Origin of the sequence: Micromonospora sp. NPDC005171, from assembly GCF_040608575.1 — a bacterium.
In the GTDB taxonomy this organism is placed as follows: domain Bacteria; phylum Actinomycetota; class Actinomycetes; order Mycobacteriales; family Micromonosporaceae; genus Micromonospora.
This window is the reverse complement of record NZ_JBEXIM010000058.1, coordinates 1-22,808: the sequence shown is the minus strand read 5'-3', so window position 1 is coordinate 22,808 and position 22,808 is coordinate 1. Positions and strand designations below refer to the sequence as shown.

Below are 22,808 nucleotides of genomic sequence, written 5' to 3'. Positions count from 1 at the left end.
AACGCCAACGTTACGTAATTACCCGGAGGGTCGCAAACCTGGGCCCCGGTGATCCCAACCACCGCGCCGACGGAGTCGGACGAACCTCGATCACTACGGTGCGTAGGATTTGCGCCGTGAACCGAATCGTCCGTCCGGTCTCCGGCATCCTGCTGCGCCGCCTCGCGCTCGCCTCGATCATCGCGAACGTGGGCATCGTCGTCACCGGCGGGGCCGTCCGGTTGACCGCCTCGGGCCTCGGCTGCCCCACCTGGCCCCGGTGCACCGACGATTCCTACGTCACCACGCCCGAGATGGGCGTGTACGGGGTGATCGAGTTCAGCAACCGGATGCTGACCTTCGCGGTGGGCCTCATCGCGCTGGCCACCGTGCTCGCCGTACTGCTGCACCGGCCCCGCCGACCCGGGCTCCTCGCGCTGGCCGTCGCGGTCTTCCTGGGCATCCCCGCCCAGGCGGTCGTCGGTGGCATCACCGTGCTGACCAACCTCAACCCGTGGGTGGTCGGGCTGCACTTCCTCGCCTCGATGGCGGTGATCGCCGCCGCGTACGCCCTCTGGCGACGCATCGGCGACTCCGACGGCCCGACCGTGGCCGTGGTACCCGCACCCCTGCGCGCGCTGGCCCGGGTCACCACCGGCGTCACCGTCGCCGTGCTGGTCATCGGCACCTGGGTCACCGGCAGCGGCCCACACGCCGGCGACCACGGCGCCGCCCGCAACGGGCTCGACCCGGAGACGATCTCGCAGGTGCACGCGGACGGCGTCTTCCTGCTGATCGGGCTGTCGGTGGCGCTGATCTTCGCGTTCCGCGCCGTTGGCGCGCAGCGCGCCACCCGCGCCGCGATCATCCTGGTCGCCGTGGAGCTGAGTCAGGGCCTGATCGGGTTCGTGCAGTACTTCACCCACCTGCCGGCGCTCCTGGTCGGCGCGCACATGCTCGGTTCCTGCCTGGTGCTGCTGGCCGCCCTGGCGGTGCAGTGGTCCACCCGGGAACGCCGCCCGGTCGCGCCGGCCACCCAGGCCGCCCCGACCGACGCCGCCGCCCCGGTCCCAGTCACCGCCTGACCGCTGGGGTGCCCGGCCGCTGGCTGCCTGACCGCTTGATCGCCCGGCCGCTGGCCGCTCGGCCGCTTAACGGGCGGCGGTCCGCGCCCCACGGCCCGCGGCCTACGCCCCGCCGCCCGCGCCCAGCGGCTCGGCGGTCCGCGCGACGCAACTTCCCCGAAGTTGCCCAGATTGTGGCGACACACAGCGCCCCGAGGGACCGGGAGCAGGGTTCGGGGCGCTCACGGCCGCAAGATCGTGCTGGAACCAGAATGTGGTGGCCTCAGCGACGCTCCGACGCCACTACAACCAGGATGTTGCGCGGCGGCCGGGATCAGGTGGTGCGGGTCACGCGGTGCGGGTCAGGTGGGTGGTGATCGCGGTGGCGAGGCGGTCGGGGGCTCCGTCCGCGTACCCGATGAAGAGGGACGGCTCGGTCAGCTCCAGCTCGACCAGGACGGGGGCGCCGTCCGGGCCGGGGATCAGGTCGACCCGGGCGTAGAGCAGTTGTCGAGTGCCACCGGGCACCGCCGCGAGGGTCTGCTCCGCTACCGCCAGCTGTTCGGGGCGGGCGGTGCGGGCGCTGATCTCTTCGGCCTTGTAGAGGCCGTCCGGGCCGAGATCCGGCCCGGTCAGCATCGGACCCTTGCGGATCGCGTGGCTGAACACGAGCCCGTCCGGGCCGGCCAGGAAGAGCAGCGCCGTCTCACCCTCGGTGTCGACGGCACGGAGGTACGGCTGGACCATTGTCACCCGACCGGCCGCGGAGAGCCGGCGAACGTGTGCGGTGGCCAGGTCGCGGTGCTCCGGGTCGGCCAGGTCGTATCGGCCGGTGTCCTGGCTGCCGGCGCTGACCGCGGGCTTGAGCACGTACTCGCCGGTCTCGGCGGGCAACTGCCAGCTCTCCCCCGGCTCGATCCACGACGTCGGCACGGTCGGCACCCCGGCGGCGCTCAGCTCGGCGAGGTAGCGCTTGTCGGTGTTCCAGCGGACCACGTCGGCCGGGTTGACCAACGCCGGAACGGTGGCCGCCCAGGACACGAACTCGTCGCGGCGGAGCGCGTAGTCCCAGGGTGAGCGGAGCACGACCAGGTCGTAGGAAGACCAGTCGACGTCGGGGTCGTCCCAGATGACGGTCTGGACGGCGACGTCACGGACGGCGAGCGGGGCGAGGACCAGCCGGTCGTCCGGGTCGAGGTCGGCCAGGTCGGCGCAGGTGACGAGAGCGACCCGGGGTTTCCCCCGGGTCGACTGGTGATGGGTGGTCAATTCAGCTGTCTATTTCAACGGGCCATCGTGCGCCGGGCCATCGACCGCCAGAGGTCGTTGCTCGGACGCATCTGGTCCATCAGCTCACGCTCCCAGGCGTTCTCGACGGTGACTCCCGCCTTGGCGCACGCCTCCCGGGCGGTGACGGTGTCGTCGGCGAACTGGTCGCCCCACTCACCGTCGGAGCCCACCAGGACGATCCGTGCGCCACGCTTGCCGACGTACTCGATGACCGCCTTCGCGCCGCCGTGTCCGGCCGCGAACGCCTTGAGGCCTGCGACCAGGCCCTGAGGCGCCTGCTCGCCGGCGGTCTGCTCGGCCGTCAGCGTCGTATCGGAACCATCTGCCATAACGCGAAGCCTAAGCAGAGTTGCACCCCGTCGGGCGAGAACCATGAACCTTTTGTGATGCCAATTACCTACAGGTTTAAGGCTGACCACAGGTTGACTGTCCGATTATATGCGGACTTTTGCGCTCAACCACGTCGGCAAATCCCTTCCGAACCGCCCCGGGTTGAGCCGATCCGACTCATGCCGAAAGTTACTCTGATGTGACGTTAAACCCGGACAACTCATCCACGTCCATGATTAGTCAGTAGATCATCGGCACGATTCGCCGCCGGGCAGGACCCCACGCACCAACCAACGGCAGCGGCCGCCGCACCCAACCGACCGGCAGCGGCCGCCGCACCAATCGACGGGCAGCGCAGGAGCCGAGAAGCAGAGCCGCGGCGCGGAAGCCGACAGTCAGCGGCAGCCGCCGGAGACGAGCGCATCGCACCAGACCCGAAGGTCGTGCGGGACGGGTCAGATCAGCGCGTCGAGCGCGACGGCCACGAAGACGATCGTCAGGTACGTCGTCGACCAGTGGAACAGCCGCATCGGCTTGACCGCCTCGCCGCGCGTAGCGCGCCGGCAGAGCCGGTGTGCCTCGACCACGAAGATGGCACCCACCACCAGGGTCGGCACCCCGTAGATCGCGCTGAGCCCCAGCGGCCAGACGGCCAGGGAGGTGAGCACGGTGAGCCACGCGAAGATCAGGATCTCGGCGTTCACCCGGCGGATCGAGGCCACCACCGGCAGCATCGGGATGCCGGCCCGGGCGTAGTCGTCCTTGTACTTCATGGCGAGCGGGTAGAAGTGCGGCATCTGCCAGAAGAAGACCACCGCGAAGAGCCCCCAGGCGGCCGGCGCCAGCGAGCCGGTCACCGCCGCCCACCCGATCAGCACCGGCGCCGCGCCGCAGGCGCCGCCCCAGAACGTGTTCGTCGGGGTGGAGCGCTTGAGCCACAGGGTGTAGACGAGGTCGTAGTAGGCGATCGCGGCGAGGGTCAGCCCGGCGGCCAGCAGGTTGGTGAACGCCGCCATCAGGGCCACCGACACCGCCGCCAGCACCAGACCGAAGATCAACGCGCTGCGCGGCGACACGGTGTGCGCCGGCAGCGGCCGACGCTTGGTCCGCCGCATCAGCTGGTCGATGTCCCGGTCGATGTAGCAGTTGAGGACGCTTGCCGCGCCGGCGGCGAGCGAGCCACCGATCAGCACGATGGCCATCAGCCACAGCGACGGCAGCCCGCCCTCGGCGAGCATCATCGCCGGGATGGTGGTGACCAGCAGCAACTCGACGATCCGCGGCTTGGTGAGCGTCACGTACGCCGAGATGACCGCGCGTACGTCCCGCCGGGCCACCGGGCCCTCGGCCGCCCGCGCCGGGTGCTGCCCGGCCGGGTTGCTCGCGGGGCGCTCGGTGATCATGCTCACGGATTGCCACCTTCCGGCATCGGGCACGGGGAGATCGGATCGGTCGGGACCGCCTGGGTCCGCATACCGACCCACACACTACGCGTCGTCGTTTTGGCTGCCCGGCCGACCCGAGAACGGTGCGGGCCGTCACACCACCGGGTTGAACCAAGCATCCGGATGGTCACGTAGCGCACACCATGCGCAGATCCCCGGGCGCACGTTTAGGGACGCTCGATAAGGTCATCGGTGAGGGTTCCGCCCATCTGCCGAGGAGCACAACCATCGTGGCTGTTAAACGACCCGAGCACTCCGCACTGAACTGGTCCGACCTCGATCGCCGGGCCGTAGACACCGTCCGCGTGCTGGCCATGGACGCCGTAGAGAAATCCGGCAACGGCCACCCGGGCACCGCGATGAGCCTCGCGCCCGCGGCGTACCTCCTCTTCAACCGCGTCATGCGGCACAACCCGGCCGACCCGAACTGGCCCGGCCGCGACCGGTTCGTTCTCTCCGCCGGGCACTCCAGCCTGACGCTCTACATCCAGCTGTTCCTCTCGGGTTACCCGCTGAGCCTGGGCGACCTGAAGTCGCTGCGGCAGTGGGGCTCGCAGACGCCGGGGCATCCCGAGCACGGGCACACGCCGGGCGTGGAGACCACCACCGGCCCGCTCGGGCAGGGTCTGGGCAACGCGGTCGGCATGGCCATGGCGGCCCGCCGCGAGCGCGGCCTGTTCGACCCCGAGGCCGAGCTCGGCGCGTCCGTCTTCGACCACAACATCTGGTGCATCGTCTCCGACGGTGACATCGAGGAGGGCATCAGCCACGAGGCCAGCGCCCTCGCCGGGCACCAGCAGCTGGGCAACCTCACGGTGATCTACGACGACAACGAGATCTCCATCGAGGACGACACCCGGATCGCCAAGAGCGAGGACGTGGCCGCCCGCTACGAGGCGTACGGCTGGCACGTGCAGACCGTCGACTGGCGCAGCGGCGACGCCGACCAGGGCGACTACCACGAGGACGCCGAGGCGCTGTACGCGGCGCTGGTGGCCGCCCGGGCGGAGACCGCCCGCCCCTCCTTCATCGCGCTGCGCACCATCATCGGCTGGCCCGCGCCGAACAAGCAGAACACCGGCAAGATCCACGGCTCGGCGCTCGGCGCCGACGAGGTGAAGGCCACCAAGCGGATCCTCGACTTCGACCCGGAGCAGACCTTCCAGGTCGACGAGGAGGTGCTCAGCCACGCCCGCACGGTGATGGGCCGTGGCTCCGACGCCCAGCAGGAGTGGACCACCGCGTTCGACGCCTGGAAGAAGGCCAACCCGGAGCGCACCGCGCTCTACGAGCGGCTGGCTGGCCGCGTACTCCCGGACGGCTGGACCAACGCGTTGCCGGTCTTCCCCGCGGACGCCAAGGGGGTGGCCACCCGGGCCGCCTCCGGCAAGGTGCTGGAGGCGCTCGCGCCGGTGCTCCCGGAGCTGTGGGGCGGCTCGGCCGACCTGGCCGAGAGCAACAACACCACGATGAAGGGCGAGCCGTCGTTCATCCCGGCCGCGCACGCCACCAAGGACTTCCCCGGTCACGAGTACGGCCGCACGCTGCACTTCGGCATCCGTGAGCACGCCATGGGCGCGATCCTCAACGGCATCGCCCTGCACGGCGGCACCCGCCCGTACGGCGGCACGTTCCTGGTCTTCAGCGACTACATGCGTCCGTCGGTGCGGCTGGCGGCGTTGATGAAGCTGCCGGTTACCTACGTCTGGACGCACGACTCGATCGGCCTCGGCGAGGACGGCCCGACCCACCAGCCGGTGGAGCACCTGACCGCGCTGCGCGCCATCCCGGGCCTGGACGTGGTCCGGCCGGCGGACGCCAACGAGACCGCCTGGGCCTGGCGGCAGGCGCTGGAGCACACCGACCGGCCCACCGCGCTGGCGCTGAGCCGTCAGCCGCTGCCGACCATGGACCGCGACGTCCTGTGCAGCGCGGAGGGCGTGACCAAGGGCGGCTACGTGCTGGCCGAGGCGTCCAACGGCAAGCCTCAGGTGATCATCGTCGGCACCGGTTCCGAGGTGCAGCTCTGCCTGACCGCCCGGGAGCGGCTGGAGGCCGACGGCACCCCGACCCGGGTCGTCTCGATGCCCTGCCAGGAGTGGTTCTACGAGCAGGACGAGGCATACCGGGAGTCGGTGCTCCCACGCGGGGTAAAGGCACGGGTGAGCGTGGAAGCGGGCATCGCGATGTCCTGGCGCGGCGTCGTCGGTGACCTGGGCGAGAGTGTGAGCCTGGAGCACTACGGAGCGAGTGCCCCGCACACCGTGCTCTTCGAGCAGTTCGGGTTCACCCCCGACCGGATCGTGGCGGCAGCACACGCCTCGCTGGCCCGGGTGGGCGACATCACCGGTTTCACGACCGGAAACTGAGGGAGCGTGGACGGCATGACGGACAAGCTGAATGAGCTCACCGCCGCGGGTGTGGCGGTGTGGCTCGACGATCTTTCCCGGGTGCGTTTGAGCTCCGGCGGGCTGGACCAGCTGCGCCGCGAGAAGCACGTGGCCGGTGTTACCACCAACCCGACGATCTTCGCGAAGGCGCTGAGCGACGCCGACGAGTACAACTGGCAGCTGCGTGACCTCGCCATCCGTGGCGTGGACGTGGAAGAGGCCGTGCGGATGCTCACCACGTACGACGTACGGTGGGCCTGCGACGTGATGCGCCCGTCGTACGACGGCAGCGCTGGCGTGGACGGCCGGGTCTCGATCGAGGTGGACCCGCGCAGCGCGCACGACGCGGAAAAGACGGTCGCCGAGGCCAAGGCGCTGTGGTGGCTGGTCGACCGGCCCAACCTCTTCATCAAGATCCCGGCCACCGAGGAGGGCCTGTCGGCGATCACCGACACCCTGGCCGAGGGGATCAGCGTCAACGTGACGCTGATCTTCGGTCTGGACCGCTACTCGGCGGTCATGGAGGCTTTCCTGGCCGGTCTGGAGCAGGCCAAGGCCAACGGTCACGACCTGTCGAAGATCGGCTCGGTCGCGTCGTTCTTCGTCTCCCGCGTCGATTCCGAGGTCGACAAGCGACTGGACCGGATGGCCGACAAGGCCGCCGACAGCGCAGGCAAAGAGCGCGCGGTGGGACTCAAGGGGCGCGCCGCCGTGGCCAACGCACAGCTGGCGTACGAGCGCTACTCCGAGGTCTTCTCCTCGGACCGTTGGAAGGCACTCGAGGCCGCCGGAGCGCACCCGCAGCGGCCGTTGTGGGCCTCCACCTCGACGAAGAACCCGGACTACCGGGACGTGATCTACGTCGAGGAGCTGATCGCCCCCGGCACGGTCAACACGATGCCGGAGGCGGTCATCCACGCGTACGCCGACCATGGCGAGACGCGCGGCGACACCGTCACCGGTGCCTACGACGCGGCCCGGAAGGTCTTCGCGGACCTGGAGTCGGTCGGGGTGGACATGGCCGACGTGATCGCCACCCTCGAGCGCGAGGGTGTGGAGAAGTTCGAGGCGAGCTGGCAGGAGCTGCTCGACGGCGTCAGCAAGTCGCTGGCGGCGGCCGGCACCGGCAAAGGTGCTCCGAACAAGGCGGCCAAGGGCAACGCCAAGGCCGCCGAGAAGGCCGGTGGCGCATGAGCGACCCCATCAGCAAGCTCAGCGCCATGGGTTCCCACGGCGGCACGCAGCGAAGCGGAGTGACGGCATGAGTGACCTGATGGCTGGGCCGGTGGAGGCAGCCGCCGGGCTCGCCGTGTACGGCGCGGACGCGGTCGACAAGGCCGCGCCCGCCTCGACCCGGGACGCGCTGGTCAAGGCCGGCGTCCCGGGCAAGCTGGCGGGCAAGGACGCGAGCCTGTGGGGTCCGGACGCCGAGGCTGAGGCGAAGGTCCGGCTGGGTTGGGTGGACACCCACCGGCGCAGCCGCGAGCTGCTCGTGCAGTTGGCCGAGCTGACCGCCGAGCTGGCCGACCTGGATCACGTGGTGCTCGCCGGCATGGGCGGCTCGTCGCTCGCGCCAGAGGTGATCACTCGGACGCTGGGTCGCCCGCTGACCGTGCTGGACACCACCGACCCGGGCCAGGTCCGGGCGGCGCTCGGTGACCGGCTGGAGCGCACCGTCGTGGTGGTGGCCAGCAAGTCCGGGTCGACGGTGGAGACCGACAGCCACCGGCGCGCGTACTGGCAGGCGTTCCTGGACGCCGGGATGACCGAGGCGGAGGCCGGCCGGCACTTCGTCATCGTCACCGACCCGGGTTCGCCGCTGGAGGCCACCGCGACCGAGATGGGCGCGTTCACAGTGCTCGCCGACCCGAACGTCGGAGGCCGGTACTCGGCGCTGACCGCGTTCGGTCTGGTGCCCTCGGCGCTGGCCGGGGTCGAGGTCGCGGAACTGCTCGACCAGGCAGACGCGCTGGCCACGTCGCTCGGCGCGGACCAGAACAACCCGGCGCTCGCGCTGGGTGCCGCCCTGGGTGCCGCGGCCACGCTGGCCCGGGACAAGGTCGCCCTGGTCTCCGACGGCACCGGCATCGACGGGCTCGGCGACTGGGCCGAGCAGCTGATCGCCGAGTCGACCGGCAAGGCCGGGGTGGGCATCCTGCCGGTGGTCGTGGAGTCCCCGCAGAGCCCCGGCGCCACCGGCGCGGACGTGCTGACCGTCAGCTACGGCGGCGCGCTGGCCCCCGGTGACGTGCCGGGCGGTGGCGCCGCCCCGGACGTGGCCGTCAACGGCCCGCTGGGCGCGCAGTTCCTGGCCTGGGAGTACGCCACCGCGGTGGCCGGGGTGGTGCTCGGCATCGACCCGTTCAACCAGCCGAACGTCACCGAGTCCAAGGAGAACACCAACAAGATCCTGGCCTCGGGCCTGCCGGCGGAGACGCCGTCGTTCACCGAGGGCGCGATCGAGGTGTACGCCCCGCAGGGCGCCCCCGGGGACCTGGCCGGCGTGCTGCGCTGGCTGCTCGACGGGCTGGGCGATGACGGTTACCTCGCGGTGATGGCGTACCTCGACCGGTTCGCCGACGCCGACGCGGCCCAGCTGCGCTCGCTGCTGGCCCAGGCGGGCGGGCGACCGGTCACCTTCGGTTGGGGTCCCCGGTTCCTGCACTCGACGGGCCAGTACCACAAGGGCGGCCCGCAGGTGGGCAGCTACCTTCAGGTGACCGGCGCGGTCGCCGAGGATCTGGCGGTGCCGGGCAAGCCGTACACCTTTGGTGAGCTGCAGGCGGCGCAGGCCGCCGGGGACCGGCAGGCCCTCGCCGGCCGGGAGCGGCCGGTGCTGCGGTTGCACCTGACCGACCGGGCCGCCGGTGTCGCCCAACTGCTGGACGCGGCCGGTGATCTGCGGGCGTGAGGATGGACGACGTGACTGAAGCGGAGCGAGGAGGCGGTTCGGTGAACCCGCTGCGCGACCCGCAGGACCGCCGGTTGCCCCGGATCCCCGAGCCGTGCGCTCTGGTGATCTTCGGGGTGACCGGCGACCTGGCCCGCAAGAAGCTGCTCCCCGCGGTCTACGACCTGGCCAACCGGGGGCTGCTGCCGCCGGGCTTCGTGGTGCTCGGTTTCGCGCGCCGCGACTGGGGTGACGGCGACTTCGAGACGTTGGCCTGCGAGGCTGCCCGCAAGCACGCCCGTACCCCCTGGCGGGACGAGGTGTGGGCGCGGCTCGCCGGCAACATCAAGTTCGTCGGCGGCTCCTTCGACGACGACGCCGCCTTCGACACGCTCGCCTCGACGCTCGACGATCTGCGCCAGACCCACGGCATCACCGGCAACGCGGCGTTCTACTTCTCCATCCCGCCGGCCGCGTTCCCGGTCGTGCTCAAGCAGTTGGCCCGCACCGGGATGGCCGACAACGACAAGTCCGGCGGTTGGCGCCGGGTCGTGGTGGAGAAACCGTTCGGCAACGACCTGCCGTCGGCGAAGGCGCTCAACGACCTCGTCGACGACGTGTTCACCCGGCAGGACGTCTTCCGAATCGACCACTACCTGGGCAAGGAGACGGTTCAGAACATCCTCGCCCTGCGGTTCGCCAACAACCTGTTCGAGCCGCTGTGGAACTCCAAGTACGTCGACTCGGTGCAGATCACCATGGCGGAGGACGTCGGCATCGGCACCCGCGCCGGCTTCTACGACACCGTCGGCACCGCCCGTGACGTGCTGCAGAACCACCTGTTGCAACTCCTCGCCCTGGTGGCGATGGAGGAGCCGACCAGCTTCGACGCCGACGAGATCCGGGCCGAGAAGTTGAAGGTGCTCAAGGCCATCACCCTGCCCAAGGACGTCGCCCGGGACACTGTCCGCGGTCAGTACCTGCCTGGCTGGGTCGGCGGCGAACGCGCGGTCGGTTACCTGGATGAGCAGGACGTCCCCGCCGGCTCCACCACTGAGACGTACGTGGCGGTGCGGTTGGGCATCCAGAACCGCCGCTGGGCGGAGGTGCCGTTCTACATCCGGGCCGGCAAGCGGCTGCCCCGGCGGGTCACCGAGGTCGCCATCATGTTCAAGAAGGCGCCGCACCTGCCGTTCAACGACGCCGACATGGAGTCGCTCGGCAACAACCAGCTGGTCATCCGGGTGCAGCCGGACGAGGGTGTGGTGCTCAAGTTCGGCTCGAAGGTGCCGGGCACGACAATGGAGGTCCGCGACATCGCGATGGACTTCCAGTACGGCGAGGCGTTCACCGAGTCCAGCCCCGAGGCGTACGAGCGGCTGGTGCTGGACGTGCTGATCGGCGACCGCACCCTGTTCCCGGACGCGGCCGAGGTCGAGCAGAGCTGGCAGGTGATCGACCCGCTGGAGCACGCCTGGGAGGGCACCACCCCGGAGCCGTACCGGGCCGGCGAGTGGGGCCCACGGGCCTCCGACGAGATGCTGGCCCGCGAGGGCCGCGCCTGGAGAAGAGCATGATCGGGCTGTGGGACACCACCGGCAACGAGGTGGTCAAGGCGCTCGCGGCCGAGCGGCGCAGCGCCGGCGGGGTGGCCAGCGGGATGGCGCTCACCCTCATCGTGGTGGTGGACGAGAAGCGGGTCCGGGAGGCGGAGGCCGCGGCGACGATCGCCGCCGCCGCGCACCCGTGCCGGCTCGTGGTGGTGGTGCGTTCGGAGATCGAGCGGGACCGCAACCGACTGGACGCGGAGATCGTGGTGGGTGGCCGGCTCGGCCCGTGCGAGGCGGTGGTCACCCGGATGTACGGCCGGCTGGCCCTGCACGCCGAGTCGGTCGTGATGCCGCTGCTCGTTCCGGACGTGCCGGTGGTCACCTGGTGGCACGGCGAGCCGCCGGCGGAGATCGCCACCGACTTCCTCGGGGTGGTGGCCGACCGGAGGATCACCGACTCCGCGCAGGCCGCCGACCCGGTGGAGGCGCTGCGGCAGCGTGCCCGGGACTACGCCCCGGGCGACACCGACCTGGCGTGGACCCGGATCACTCCGTGGCGCACCCTGGTCGCCGGGGCGTTCGACACCACGAGCGCGCAGGTCACCGAGGCGACCATCGTCGCGCCGGCCACCGACCCGACGGCGACGCTGATGGCCGGTTGGCTGTCCAGCCGGCTCGGTATCACCCCCCGCCGGGTGGACAGCAACGAGTTCCCTCGAATGCGGGAGGTACAGCTCAGCTGCGCCAACGGCGACCAGCTGACGCTGACCCGCGAGGACAGCATGGCGGTGTTCCGGCGGACCGGCCAGGACGACCGGGCCCTGCCGCTGGTCCGCCGCCCGCTCGGCGACGAGCTGGCCGAGGAGCTGCGCCGGCTGGACGCCGACCAGGTGTACGCGGAGGCGCTGGGCGCGACGGTCGGGCTACGCGGCCTGGAGCAGCGCCCCGCGCAGCGGGTTCACGTCTGGAAGGATCCGGCCACCGCGCAGCGCGCCGAGGCCGGGGTCACCGCGCACACCGGCACGAGCGGCGAGGGCTGAGCCCAGCCGGGGCACGACGTCGGGCAGGGCCGGTACGCACCGGCCCTGCCCCGCAATCTCCGGGGTTTCCGCCCCACCACCTCGGGCACACCGCCCCGGGCACGACAGCGACCGCAGCGCGGTCGGGAAACGAAGGCGCAACCATGAGTGAGGCGAGTGTCGCCGTCCACGCCGACGCCGACCTGCTGGCGCAGGCCGTGGCGGCCCGGTTGCTGGTGAAGCTGCTCGACGCCCAGGCCGATCGGGGTGAAGCCTCGGTGGTGCTCACCGGAGGTCGGGTCGCCGCGGCCGTGTACCGGGCGGTGGCGACGCTGCCGGCCCGCGACGCGGTGGACTGGTCCCGGGTCGACGTGTGGTGGGGCGACGAACGGTTCCTGCCCGCCGGTGATCCGGACCGCAACGAGACCCAGGCCCGGTCCGCCCTGCTGGACGTGGTGCCGCTGGACCCGGCCCGGGTGCACGCGATGCCGGCCTCGGACGGCCCGGCCGGCAACGACCCCGAGGCGGCGGCTGCCGCGTACGCGGAGGAACTGGCCGGCGCCGCCCGGCCCGGGCACGCCACCCTGCCGCACTTCGACGTGCTGATGCTGGGCGTCGGCGAGGACGGCCACGTGGCCTCGGTCTTCCCCGAGCACCCGGTCAGCTACGAGACCCGGCCGGTCAGCGCGGTGCGGGGCAGCCCCAAGCCGCCGCCGACGCGGACCACCCTCACCCTGGCGGCGATCAACACCGCCGAGGAGGTCTGGCTGGTGGCCGCCGGCGCCGACAAGGCTCGCGCTGTGGGTATGGCGTTGGCCGGCGCGGGGCCGGTGCAGTTGCCGGCGGCCGGCGTGCGTGGCGTGGGCCGCACCCGCTGGCTGCTGGACCGGGCGGCGGCAGTCGACGTGCCCGCCCGGCTGCGCAGCCTGCGCTGAACGGGAGGGGAGCCCGCTACTCGCCGCGTCGACGGCGTAGTGCGGCGAGCGCCTCGGCGAGCAGGGCCTCCCCCTCGTCGGCGGTGCGCCGCTCCTTCACGTACGCCAGGTGGCTCTTGTACGGTTCGGCGCGGACCCGGCCCGGCGGGTTCTGGGCGTCCCGACCGGCGGGTAGACCGCAGCGGGGGCAGTCCCACAGGGATGGCGGTTCGACGTCCGCGGCGATCCGGATGTCGACCCGGTGGTCGTTACGGCACCAGTAGGTGACGTCCTGTCGGGGGGCGGGTTGGTGCCGCTCGTCCGGGCGCATTGGTGCGGACCCGACCCGGGCTCCCCGGATAACGTTGCCACTCGGCACGGCTGCTCGCTCCTGTCGTCGGAGGGGACCCGCCGTCTTCGGGGGTGGAGCGGCGGGCGACGCGGTGCAGCGGAGAAAAGCCTGCGCGCGGCCCGTCGAGTGACGAACCGCGCGCAGATTGTACGACTTACTGAGCTTGCTCAGGCACCGCTGTTCATCTGGAGGCGCAGCCAGAGCCCGAGCCCGATGATCGCGGCGAACCAGACGACGCTCACCAGAACGGTGTAGCGGTCCAGGTTCTTCTCCGCGACCGAGGAGCCGGCGAGGCTGGAGCTGACGCCACCGCCGAACATGCTCGACAGACCGCCGCCCTTGCCGCGGTGCAGCAGGATCAGCAGGGTGAGCAGAATGCTCGTGATGACCAGCAACACGATCAACGTGTATGCGAACCAGATCGGCATGGCTGGGGTCAGTTCCTCTCGTAGCGATCCTCGCCCGGTCTGATCGGGCACGGCGGCACCGACCGGCGGACGGGCGGTGTCAAGGATACCGAGCGATCAGCGGGCGAGGTGCTCCGGGAACCGGCAGATCTGAGCGAATTCCTCCGCGTCCAGGCTGGCGCCCCCCACCAGGCCCCCGTCCACGTCCGGTTGGGCCATGATCGAGGCGACGTTGGACGCCTTGACCGAGCCGCCGTAGAGGACCCGAACCTGGTCGGCGGTCTCCTGGTCGAAGCGTTCCGCCAGCCGCTGACGGACCGCCCCGCAGACCTCCTGGGCGTCGTCCGGGGTGGCGGTCTTGCCCGTGCCGATCGCCCAGACCGGCTCGTACGCGATCACGACCTGCCGCACCTGCTCGGGGGTGAGCCCGGCGAGGCCCCCGTCGAGCTGGTCGGAGCAGTGCGCCACGTGGGTGCCCTGCTCGCGGATGTCCAGCCCCTCCCCCACGCAGAGGATCGGCGTCAGGCCGTGCGTCAGCGCCGCCTTGACCTTGGCGTTGACCAGCGCGTCGTCCTCGTTGTGGTAGGCCCGCCGCTCGGAGTGCCCGACCACCACGTACGTGCAGCCGAGCTTGGCCAGCAGCGGCCCGGAGATGTCCCCGGTGTACGCGCCAGACGCGTGCGGGGAGAGGTCCTGCCCGCCGTAGCCGATCAGCAGCTTGTCCCCGTCCACAGCGGTCTGCACGGTGCGCAGGTCGGTGAAGGGCGGCAGCACGACCGTCTCGACGTCGGTGAGCTGCTTCTCGGTGAGGCTCGCCGCCAGCTTCTGCACCAGCAGGTTGGCCTCGAGGTGGTTGAGGTTCATCTTCCAGTTGCCGGCCATCAACGGCCGGCGGGTGGTGCTCGACATTCAGTTCTCCAGGGCCGCGATGCCGGGGAGGGTCTTGCCCTCGAGGTATTCCAGGGAGGCGCCACCGCCTGTGGAGATGTGCCCGAAGGACGACTCGTCCAGCCCCAGGGCACGGACGGCCGCTGCGCTGTCACCACCGCCGACGACGCTGAACGCGTCAGCCTTGGTGATCGCCTCGGCGATCCCCCGGGTGCCGGCCGCGAAGGCCGGCATCTCGAACACGCCCATCGGGCCGTTCCAGAAGATCGTCTTCGCCTGGGACAGCGCGGCGCTGAAGCCCGCCACCGTCTCCGGGCCGACATCCAGGCCGAGCCGGTGGCTCGGGATGCCGTCGACCCGCACCGTGTCGTGCGCCGCGTCCGGAGCGAACGCGTCGGCGACCACCACGTCGACCGGCAGCATGATCTTGCCGCCGGACCGCTCCAACAGGTTGCGGCAGGTCTCGACCATGTCCTTCTCCAGCAGCGAGGTGCCCACCTCCAGGCCCTGGGCCTTGAGGAAGGTGAAGCACATCCCGCCACCGATGAGCAGCCGGTCGACAGTGGGCAGCAGAGCCTCGATCACGGCGAGCTTGTCGGACACCTTCGACCCACCGAGCACCACCACGTACGGGCGCTCAGGCTCACCGGTGAGCCTGGAGAGCACCTCGACCTCACGCAGCACCAGCCGGCCCGCGACGTGCGGTAACCGCGCCGGCACGTCGAAGACGCTGGCGTGCTTGCGGTGCACGGCGCCGAACGCGTCGTCCACGTACGCGTCGCCGAACGCGGCGAGCTGGTCGGCGAAGGCACCCCGCTCGGCCTCGTCCTTGCTGGTCTCACCGGCGTTGAAGCGCAGGTTCTCCAGCAGGGCCACCTGGCCGTCGGCCAGGTCGGCGACGGTGGAGCGGGCAGAGTCACCGACGGTGTCGGTGGCGAAATGCACCGGCGCGCCGAGCAGCTCACCGAGCCGCCCCGCGACCGGGCCCAGGCTGAACTGCGGGTCCGGAGCGCCCTTCGGGCGGCCCAGGTGCGAGCAGACGACCACCTTCGCGCCGGCCTCGACCAGCGCGCCGAGAGTCGGCAGCACCGCGCGGATCCGGCCGTCGTCAGTGATGGCACCGGTCTGCTTGTCGAGCGGGACGTTCAGGTCGGCGCGCACCAGCACGCGCCGACCCGACACCCCCTCGGCGAGCAGGTCGTCGAGGGTCCGGAGGGCACTCACAGAGCTAGCCTTCCGTTCGCGACTGCGGGGCTCGCAAGCTCACTCCTCGCGCTCACAGCGACGAACCGACCAGCTTGACGAGGTCGACCAGCCGGTTGGAGTAGCCCCACTCGTTGTCGTACCAGCCGACGACCTTGACCTGGTTGCCGACGACCTTGGTCAGCGGCGCGTCGAAGATGCACGACGCCGGGTCGGTCACGATGTCGGTGGAGACGATCGGGTCCTCGTTGTAGACCAGGATGCCCTTGAGCGGGCCGTCCGCGGCGGCCTTCAGCGCGGCGTTGACCTCGTCCACGGTGGTCTCGCGACCCACGTTGACGGTGAGGTCGGTGACCGAGCCGGTCGGGATCGGCACCCGCAGGGCGTACCCGTCGAGCTTGCCCTTGAGGTCCGGCAGGACCAGGCCGATCGCCTTGGCGGCGCCGGTCGAGGTCGGCACGATGTTCAACGCGGCGGCCCGGGCCCGACGCAGGTCCGAGTGCGGCGCGTCCTGGAGGTTCTGATCCTGGGTGTACGCGTGGATCGTCGTCATCAGACCGTGCTGGATGCCGAACGTGTCGTGCAGGACCTTCGCCATCGGGGCGAGGCAGTTGGTGGTGCACGAGGCGTTGGAGATGATGGTGTGCTTCGCCGGGTCGTAGGTGTCGTGGTTGACACCCATGACGACGGTGACGTCCTCGTTCTTCGCCGGGGCGGAGATGATGACCTTCTTGGCCCCACCGTCGACGTGCGCCTTGGCCTTGGTGGCGTCGGTGAAGAAGCCGGTCGACTCGATGACGACGTCGGCGCCGACCTCGCCCCACGGCAGCTTCGACGGGTCCTTCTCGGCGTACGCCTTGATGGTCTTGCCACCGACGGTGATCTCGTCGGCGGTGGCCTTGACCTCGTAGGGCAGGCGACCGAGGATGCTGTCGTACTTGAGCAGGTGGGCGAGCGTGCCGTTGTCGGTCAGGTCGTTCACCGCCACGACCTCGATGTCGGCGTCAGACGCCAGCACTGCCCGGAAGAAGTTACGGCCGATTCGGCCAAAGCCGTTGATGCCAACCCGGATGGTCACAGGTCCCATCTCCTCGCGTTCTGGTCCGCCGGCTTCAGACAACGGGCCGGCGGGAATGGTGTGCGCCGACCGTTGGAGCCGGCCGTCGACGGTTCATCTCGGCCACCCCGCCGCGCGGTCTGAGGACCTGACCGCCCGAGGCGGTGGGCACGACGAGAGGTGCCGGGTGTCGGCCCCCTTGCCGTACTCAGCGACCTTATCCGAGCGTGCGAGACCACGCTGCGCCGGGTCGTGCTCCCGGGCGCACCGTGCGGCCCCACCGTCCTATCAGACCACGAGCATGTCGGGCGTGACGGCTGCTTCCGTATCCGGGATGCCAAGGTCGCGGGCGCGCTTGTCGGCCAGCGCCAGGAGCCGGCGGATCCGCCCCGCGATGGCGTCCTTGGTCAGCGGGGGGTCGGCCAGCGCGCCCAACTCCTCCAGCGACGCCTGCCGGTGCTCCAGCCGCAGCCGCCCGGCGTCGGTCAGGTGGTTGGGCGCCTCGTCGGCGAGGATCTCCAGCGCGCGGGTGACCCGGGCGGCGGCGGCGACCGCCGCCCGCGCCGAACGGCGCAGGTTGGCGTCGTCGAAGTTGGCGAGCCGGTTGGCGGTGGCCCGCACCTCGCGGCGTACCCGGCGCTCCTCCCAGGCCAGCACGCTGGAGTGCGCGCCGATCCGGGTGAGCAGCGCGGCGATCGCGTCACCGTCCTTGACGACCACCCGGTCCACCCCGCGCACCTCGCGGTTCTTCGCGGTGATGCCGATCCGGCGGGCCGCGCCGACCAGCGCCAACGCCGACTCCGGCCCCGGGCAGGTGATCTCCAGCGCGCTGGAGCGGCCGGGCTCGGTGAGCGAGCCGTGCGCCATGAACGCGCCCCGCCACGCGGAGACGGCGCAGCAGACGTTCGCCGCCACCACGTGCGGGGGCAGCCCGCGCACCGGGCGACCCCGCACGTCGAGCAGACCGGTCTGCCGCGCCAGCGCCTCACCGTCCTTGACCACCCGCACGATGAAGTGGCTGCCCTTGCGCAGCCCACCGGAGGCCAGCACGTGGATCTCGCTGGGATAGCCGTAGACCTCGGCGATCTCCCGGCGCAGCCGCCGGGCCACCGCCCCGGTGTCCAGTTCAGCCTCCACCACCACGCGGCCGGAGACGATGTGCAGCCCGCCGGCGAAGCGCAGCAGTGCGGCCATCTCCGCCCGCCGGCAGCAGGGTTTGGGCACGTCGACCCGACTCAGCTCGTCCTTGACCGCGGCCGTCATCGCCATTGTGCGTCCCCTCACGGACCTGTTCCGGCGTGTCGCCGGAGATTACGTACGTGTCTAACGATCGGCGCCCAGGACAGGCACCAGCGCGGCGCCCAGGGCAGCCGGATCATGGCGGGGAGTCCCGTCGACAACGGCGACGGGGGCGAGGACCAGGCGGGCACCCAGCGATTCTGCCGCACGTTCGACCGGTTCGGGGTCACCCACCGCCTTGGCATCGGCGAGGACAAGATCCACCTTGAGTTCGGGCAGGTACCAGCGCAGCGCCGCGAGGTGGTCGGCGACGGAGAGCCCGAGGGTCTCCTTCTCTGCGGCGAGGTTCAGCGTGACCAGCCGCCGGGCCGAGGTGGACACGATCGCGTCGGCCAACTGCGGCACCAGCAGGTGCGGAAGCACGCTGGTGTACCAGCTGCCCGGACCGAAGATCAACCAGTCGGCCGCCCGGATGGCCTCGATGGCCTCGGCGCAGGCCGGTGGGGCGCTCGGGGTGAGACGCAGCGACTCGACCCGTCCGGTGGTGACGGCCACCTGGTGCTGGCCACTCACAGTACGCACCTCGTCGGGGGTGGCCGGGTCGACGCCACGTACCCGCGCCTCGATGCCGACCGGTTGGCGGGACATCGGCAACACCCGGCCGACCGCGCCGAGCATCGCGCCGGCGTGCTCCAGCGCGGCCACCGGGTCGCCGAGCAGCTCCATCAGGCCGCAGAGCACCAGGTTGCCCACCGCGTGCCCGGTCAGACCGTCGGTGCCGGCCGACGCCCCGTCGGGGCCGGCCCATGCTCCGTCGGTGCCGGCCGACGCCCCGTCGGGGCCGCCCCATGCACCGTCGGTGCCGGTCGACGCACCGTCGGTGCCGCGCCGGGCCGCGCCGGGCCGGTCCGCGCCGTCGCCCGCCGCCGGGTCCGGGTCGCTCGGTCCGGATCCGGGTACGCCCACCGGTACGGCGGCGAAGCGGTGCTGGAACAGCCCCGCGCTGCGCCGCGTGGCCGGGTGGTCCCCGGCCAACGCCACCAGCGCCTGGCGCAGATCTCCCGGGGGCAGGCCACCCCGCTCGGCCCGCAACCGGCCACTGGAGCCGCCGTCGTCCCCCACCGTGACCACCGCGGTGATGTCGAGGTTGAGCTCGGGGGCGCAGTGACGCAGCGCACGCAACGATGCGGACAACCCGTGCCCGCCGCCGAACGCCACCACCCGCCGGGTCGTCATTCCCGCCCCAGGTCGCGGTGCTGGGCGTTCGCCGCCAGCCCGGAGTGGCGCAGTCGGCTGGCCAACTCCTCGGCGATGGCCACACTGCGGTGCTTGCCGCCGGTACAGCCCACGGCGACCGTGAGGTACCGCTTGCCCTCCCGCTCGAAGCCGGTCGTGGTGGCGTTGACCAGGTCGGCGTACGAGGCGACGAAGGCGTCTGCGCCCTCCTGACCCAGCACGTACGCGCTGACCGCCTCCTCCCGCCCGGTGTGCTCACGCAGCTCCGGCACCCAGTACGGATTCGGCAGGAAGCGGGCGTCCAGCACGAAATCGGCGTCCGGCGGCAGGCCGTACTTGAAGCCGAACGACAGCACGGTGACCCGCAGCCGGCGGGCGTCCTCGCCGCCGAACAGCTCCTCGATGCGCCGCCGGAGCTGGTTGACGTTCAGGTGGCTGGTGTCGATGATCACGTCGGCCTGGTCGCGGGCCTCCTCCAGCAGACCGCGCTCCACGGCGATGCCGTCGGCCAGCCGCCCGTCACCCTGCAACGGGTGCGAACGCCGAACGCTCTCGAACCGCCGGATCAGCACCTCGTCGTCGGCGTCGACGAAGACCACCCGGGGCGAGAACCCGCGCTCCTTGAGCTCCCGGATCGCCCCGGCCAGGTCGGTCGAGAAGGCCCGCGACCGCACGTCCAGCACCATGGCGGTACGCCGGGCCGCGCCGCCCGCCTTGAACGCCAGCTCGGCCATGTCCAGCATCAGGGCCTGCGGCAGGTTGTCCACGACGTAGTAGCCGACGTTCTCCAACGCCCGGGCGACAGTGCTGCGGCCACCACCGGAGAGGCCGGTGACCACCACGAGGGTGGTCTCCGACTCGGCCGCCAACTGCTCGTCACCGACATCCGGGCCGTCGATCCGGTCACCGGTTGTGCGCGCCTCGCTCACCAGTACCCCCAAGCCGTGGCGCCGCGGCCGCCCTCGGCCGCGATTGGTCAATCAGCGACTCTATCCCGCCCCCGCGTCGCGACCCGGCACCCGTGGCCGGACGGCGCCCGTGGACCGTTTCGACGGTCGCCCTCCCGACACCGAACACCCTTGATGACGATCAGTAACTATCAATACGCTCAACGTGATCGTCGCAGGTCAGACCGACATCTGGAGGGTGCGATGCACGACCTGGCAGACAAGAACAAGTACGTCGGCTTCCTGTTCATGCGGATCAGCCCCGAGTACTTCGCCCTCGGCCGCGAGGGCATCCACGAGATCTCCGCCGAGCACGCCCGCGACCTGGGCCGCTTCGCCAAGCAGCTCACCCACGTCGTCTGCACCGGGGTGAACGGGAAGTACGACCAGGTCACCATGGTCGAGGCCGACACGCTTGAGGAGATCAACGCGGCGGCCACCGCCTTCCGAATGGGCAACAAGGCCCGCTACATCGAGATCGTCGACATCGTGGTCGGGATGAAGGCCCCGCCACGCGGCCTGGCCAACCGGTCCAGCCAGCCCGGCTGACCGCGTCGCCCGTCCGGCCACCCGGCCCGGGTGCGCCGGACGGGCGCTGTCGGGGTGGGCTCGTAGACTCCCCGGATGGCTTCTCCCACCGACCTGCGTACCGAGGACGCGCTGCCGGTGCTGCGCCGGGTGTTCGGCTACGACGCCTTCCGCGGCTTCCAGCAGGACGTCATCGACCATGTGGTCGCCGGCGGCGACGCGCTGGTGTTGATGCCCACCGGTGGTGGCAAGTCCCTGTGCTACCAGATCCCGGCCCTGGTCCGCGACGGTGTCGCCGTCGTCGTGTCCCCGCTGATCGCGCTCATGCAGGACCAGGTGGACGCGCTCACCGCGGTCGGCGTACGCGCCGGGTTCCTCAACTCGACGCAGACCCTGGACGCCCGGCGGCGGGTGGAGGCCGCCTTCGTCGCCGGCGAGCTGGACCTGCTCTACCTGGCGCCGGAGGCGCTCGGCGTCCGATCGACCCTCGCCCTGCTGGACCGGGGGCGGATCTCCCTGTTCGCGATCGACGAGGCGCACTGCGTGTCCCAGTGGGGGCACGACTTCCGCCCCGACTATCTCGCGCTGTCGATGTTGCACGAACGCTGGCCGCAGGTGCCCCGCATCGCCCTGACCGCCACCGCTACCAGCGCCACCCGCACCGAGATCGCGACCCGGCTGAAACTCGACGACGCCCGGCACTTCGTGGCCAGCTTCGACCGGCCCAACATCCAGTACCGGATCGTGCCCAAACGGGAGCCCCGCAAGCAACTGCTGACCCTGCTGCGCGACGAGCACCCCGGCGACGCCGGCATCGTCTACTGCCTGTCCCGGGCCTCGGTTGACAAGACGGCGGAGTTCCTCACCGCCAACGGGGTCGCCGCCCTGCCGTACCACGCCGGGCTTGACGCCGGCACCCGCGCCGCCAACCAGCAGCGCTTCCTACGGGAAGACGGCCTGGTCATGGTGGCCACCATCGCCTTCGGCATGGGCATCGACAAGCCCGACGTCAGGTTCGTCGCCCACCTCGACCTGCCCAAGTCCGTCGAGGGCTACTACCAGGAGACCGGCCGCGCTGGCCGCGACGGACTGCCGTCCACCGCCTGGCTGGCGTACGGGCTGCAGGACGTGGTCCAGCAACGCAAGATGATCGAAACGTCCGACGGCGACCTCGCCCACCGCCGCAACCTGGCCGCGCACCTGGACGCGATGCTCGCCCTCTGCGAGACGGTGCGCTGCCGGCGGGTCCAGTTGCTCGAATACTTCGGCGAGACGTCGACGGCCGCCTGCGGCAACTGCGACACCTGCCTCATCCCACCGGAGTCGTGGGACGGCACCGTCGCCGCTCAGAAGCTGCTCTCCACCGTCTTCCGCCTCGACCGCGAACGCAACCAGCGCTTCGGCGCCGGGCACTGCATCGACATCCTGCTCGGCAAGCAGACCGACAAGATCAGCCAGTACGGTCACGACTCGCTGACAGTCTTCGGCATCGGCGCCGAGCACAGCGAGGCCGAGTGGCGGGGCGTGGTCCGGCAACTGCTCGCCGAAGGGCTCCTCGCCGTGGAGGGCGACTACGGGACGCTGGCGCTGACCGAGGCCAGCGCCGACGTCCTCGGTCGCCGCCGCACGGTCACCATGCGCCGCGAGCCGGAGAAGCCCGCATCGAGTCGCTCATCGAAGCCGCGCGGCGCGTCCACAGTCGTGGCCGAGCTGACCCCGGCTGCCGCGTCGCTGTTCGAGCGGCTGCGCGGCTGGCGGGCGACCACCGCCAAGGAGCAGGGCGTCCCGGCGTACGTGATCTTCCACGACGCCACGCTGCGCCAGATCGCCAGCGACGCGCCCAGCACACTCGCCGACCTGTCCCGGGTCAGCGGCGTCGGCGAGAACAAACTCGCCAAGTACGGCGAGCAGATTCTGGCCGTCCTCGCCACCGACTGACGTCGTGCCGAAGGGCCGGACCCTGGTGGGGGTCCGGCCCTTCGGTTTGTGCTGGTGGGTCAGCTGGTGGCGTAGCCGCGGGTGGCGATCCAGTCGGCGAGGTGTTCGACGCTGATCTGGTAGGCGGCCTGGTTGGGGTCGG

General features: G+C 71.2%; 20 protein-coding genes. 9 read left to right on the top strand and 11 right to left on the bottom strand.

Going from position 1 to position 22,808, the window contains the following annotated elements:
- The first annotated feature begins 98 nt into the window (after positions 1-98).
- On the top strand, positions 99-1,064 hold the full coding sequence (locus ABZU74_RS32515) for a COX15/CtaA family protein (protein ID WP_355432123.1): 966 nt from the start codon (positions 99-101) through the stop codon (positions 1,062-1,064).
- A 327-nt stretch (positions 1,065-1,391) separates the two neighbouring features.
- Here the strand turns inward: ABZU74_RS32515 and ABZU74_RS32510 are convergent, their stop codons facing one another.
- From ABZU74_RS32510 to ABZU74_RS32500, 3 genes are all read right to left on the bottom strand, one after another.
- On the bottom strand, positions 1,392-2,312 hold the full coding sequence (locus tag ABZU74_RS32510) for a hypothetical protein (RefSeq protein WP_355432120.1): 921 nt from the start codon (positions 2,310-2,312) through the stop codon (positions 1,392-1,394).
- A gap of 14 nt (positions 2,313-2,326) precedes the next feature.
- Positions 2,327-2,662 carry a hypothetical protein gene (locus ABZU74_RS32505; protein WP_091403682.1) on the bottom strand — a complete coding sequence of 112 codons (336 nt, stop codon included), beginning with the start codon at positions 2,660-2,662 and terminating at the stop codon, positions 2,327-2,329.
- A gap of 456 nt (positions 2,663-3,118) precedes the next feature.
- Positions 3,119-4,072, bottom strand: a complete 954-nt coding sequence (locus ABZU74_RS32500) for a heme o synthase (protein ID WP_355432117.1) — start codon at positions 4,070-4,072, stop codon at positions 3,119-3,121.
- 266 nt (positions 4,073-4,338) lie between these two features.
- On the opposite strand from ABZU74_RS32500, the gene tkt reads away from it, so the two are divergent.
- The 6 genes from tkt to pgl all read left to right on the top strand — a co-directional run bounded on the left by tkt (position 4,339) and on the right by pgl (position 12,892).
- Positions 4,339-6,477: a transketolase gene (gene tkt / locus ABZU74_RS32495; protein WP_355432114.1), complete on the top strand. Its 2,139-nt coding sequence runs from the start codon at positions 4,339-4,341 to the stop codon at positions 6,475-6,477.
- Positions 6,478-6,492: 15 nt separating this feature from the next.
- Positions 6,493-7,692, top strand: coding sequence for a transaldolase (gene tal, locus ABZU74_RS32490; RefSeq protein WP_355432111.1), 1,200 nt, complete (start codon positions 6,493-6,495; stop codon positions 7,690-7,692).
- A gap of 67 nt (positions 7,693-7,759) precedes the next feature.
- Positions 7,760-9,409 carry a glucose-6-phosphate isomerase gene (locus ABZU74_RS32485; protein WP_355432108.1) on the top strand — a complete coding sequence of 550 codons (1,650 nt, stop codon included), beginning with the start codon at positions 7,760-7,762 and terminating at the stop codon, positions 9,407-9,409.
- 2 nt (positions 9,410-9,411) lie between these two features.
- Entirely contained in the window at positions 9,412-10,965 is a 1,554-nt protein-coding gene (zwf, locus tag ABZU74_RS32480; RefSeq protein WP_355432105.1) for a glucose-6-phosphate dehydrogenase, read from the top strand.
- The gene (locus ABZU74_RS32475) at positions 10,962-11,978 is read left to right on the top strand and encodes a glucose-6-phosphate dehydrogenase assembly protein OpcA (protein ID WP_355432103.1); all 1,017 of its coding nucleotides are present in this window, start codon (positions 10,962-10,964) and stop codon (positions 11,976-11,978) included. The genes zwf and ABZU74_RS32475 overlap by 4 nt, the downstream gene beginning before the upstream one ends.
- A gap of 143 nt (positions 11,979-12,121) precedes the next feature.
- The gene (gene pgl / locus ABZU74_RS32470; RefSeq protein WP_355432100.1) at positions 12,122-12,892 is read left to right on the top strand and encodes a 6-phosphogluconolactonase; all 771 of its coding nucleotides are present in this window, start codon (positions 12,122-12,124) and stop codon (positions 12,890-12,892) included.
- A gap of 16 nt (positions 12,893-12,908) precedes the next feature.
- Here pgl and ABZU74_RS32465 read toward each other — a convergent pair whose 3' ends face one another.
- The 8 genes from ABZU74_RS32465 to rapZ all read right to left on the bottom strand — a co-directional run bounded on the left by ABZU74_RS32465 (position 12,909) and on the right by rapZ (position 20,152).
- Complete coding sequence (locus ABZU74_RS32465) at positions 12,909-13,250, bottom strand: RNA polymerase-binding protein RbpA (protein ID WP_355432097.1); 342 nt, start codon at positions 13,248-13,250, stop codon at positions 12,909-12,911.
- Between the two features lie 140 nt (positions 13,251-13,390).
- Entirely contained in the window at positions 13,391-13,651 is a 261-nt protein-coding gene (secG, locus tag ABZU74_RS32460; protein ID WP_121653040.1) for a preprotein translocase subunit SecG, read from the bottom strand.
- A 96-nt stretch (positions 13,652-13,747) separates the two neighbouring features.
- On the bottom strand, positions 13,748-14,539 hold the full coding sequence (gene tpiA / locus ABZU74_RS32455; protein ID WP_355432094.1) for a triose-phosphate isomerase: 792 nt from the start codon (positions 14,537-14,539) through the stop codon (positions 13,748-13,750).
- Positions 14,540-15,742, bottom strand: coding sequence for a phosphoglycerate kinase (locus ABZU74_RS32450; protein WP_355432091.1), 1,203 nt, complete (start codon positions 15,740-15,742; stop codon positions 14,540-14,542).
- A gap of 52 nt (positions 15,743-15,794) precedes the next feature.
- A complete protein-coding gene (gene gap / locus ABZU74_RS32445) occupies positions 15,795-16,799 on the bottom strand; it encodes a type I glyceraldehyde-3-phosphate dehydrogenase (RefSeq protein ID WP_088988543.1) in 1,005 nt (334 codons plus the stop codon).
- A gap of 267 nt (positions 16,800-17,066) precedes the next feature.
- The gene (gene whiA, locus ABZU74_RS32440) at positions 17,067-18,047 is read right to left on the bottom strand and encodes a DNA-binding protein WhiA (RefSeq protein WP_030337350.1); all 981 of its coding nucleotides are present in this window, start codon (positions 18,045-18,047) and stop codon (positions 17,067-17,069) included.
- A gap of 54 nt (positions 18,048-18,101) precedes the next feature.
- Positions 18,102-19,253 carry a 2-phospho-L-lactate transferase CofD family protein gene (locus ABZU74_RS32435; protein WP_355432087.1) on the bottom strand — a complete coding sequence of 384 codons (1,152 nt, stop codon included), beginning with the start codon at positions 19,251-19,253 and terminating at the stop codon, positions 18,102-18,104.
- A complete protein-coding gene (gene rapZ / locus ABZU74_RS32430) occupies positions 19,250-20,152 on the bottom strand; it encodes an RNase adapter RapZ (protein WP_355432136.1) in 903 nt (300 codons plus the stop codon). The genes ABZU74_RS32435 and rapZ overlap by 4 nt, the downstream gene beginning before the upstream one ends.
- A gap of 252 nt (positions 20,153-20,404) precedes the next feature.
- On the opposite strand from rapZ, the gene ABZU74_RS32425 reads away from it, so the two are divergent.
- Together ABZU74_RS32425 and recQ are read left to right on the top strand one after the other, a co-directional pair.
- Entirely contained in the window at positions 20,405-20,749 is a 345-nt protein-coding gene (locus tag ABZU74_RS32425) for a hypothetical protein (RefSeq protein ID WP_091403656.1), read from the top strand.
- 75 nt (positions 20,750-20,824) lie between these two features.
- A complete protein-coding gene (gene recQ, locus ABZU74_RS32420; RefSeq protein WP_355432084.1) occupies positions 20,825-22,666 on the top strand; it encodes a DNA helicase RecQ in 1,842 nt (613 codons plus the stop codon).
- Positions 22,667-22,808: the final 142 nt, after the last annotated feature.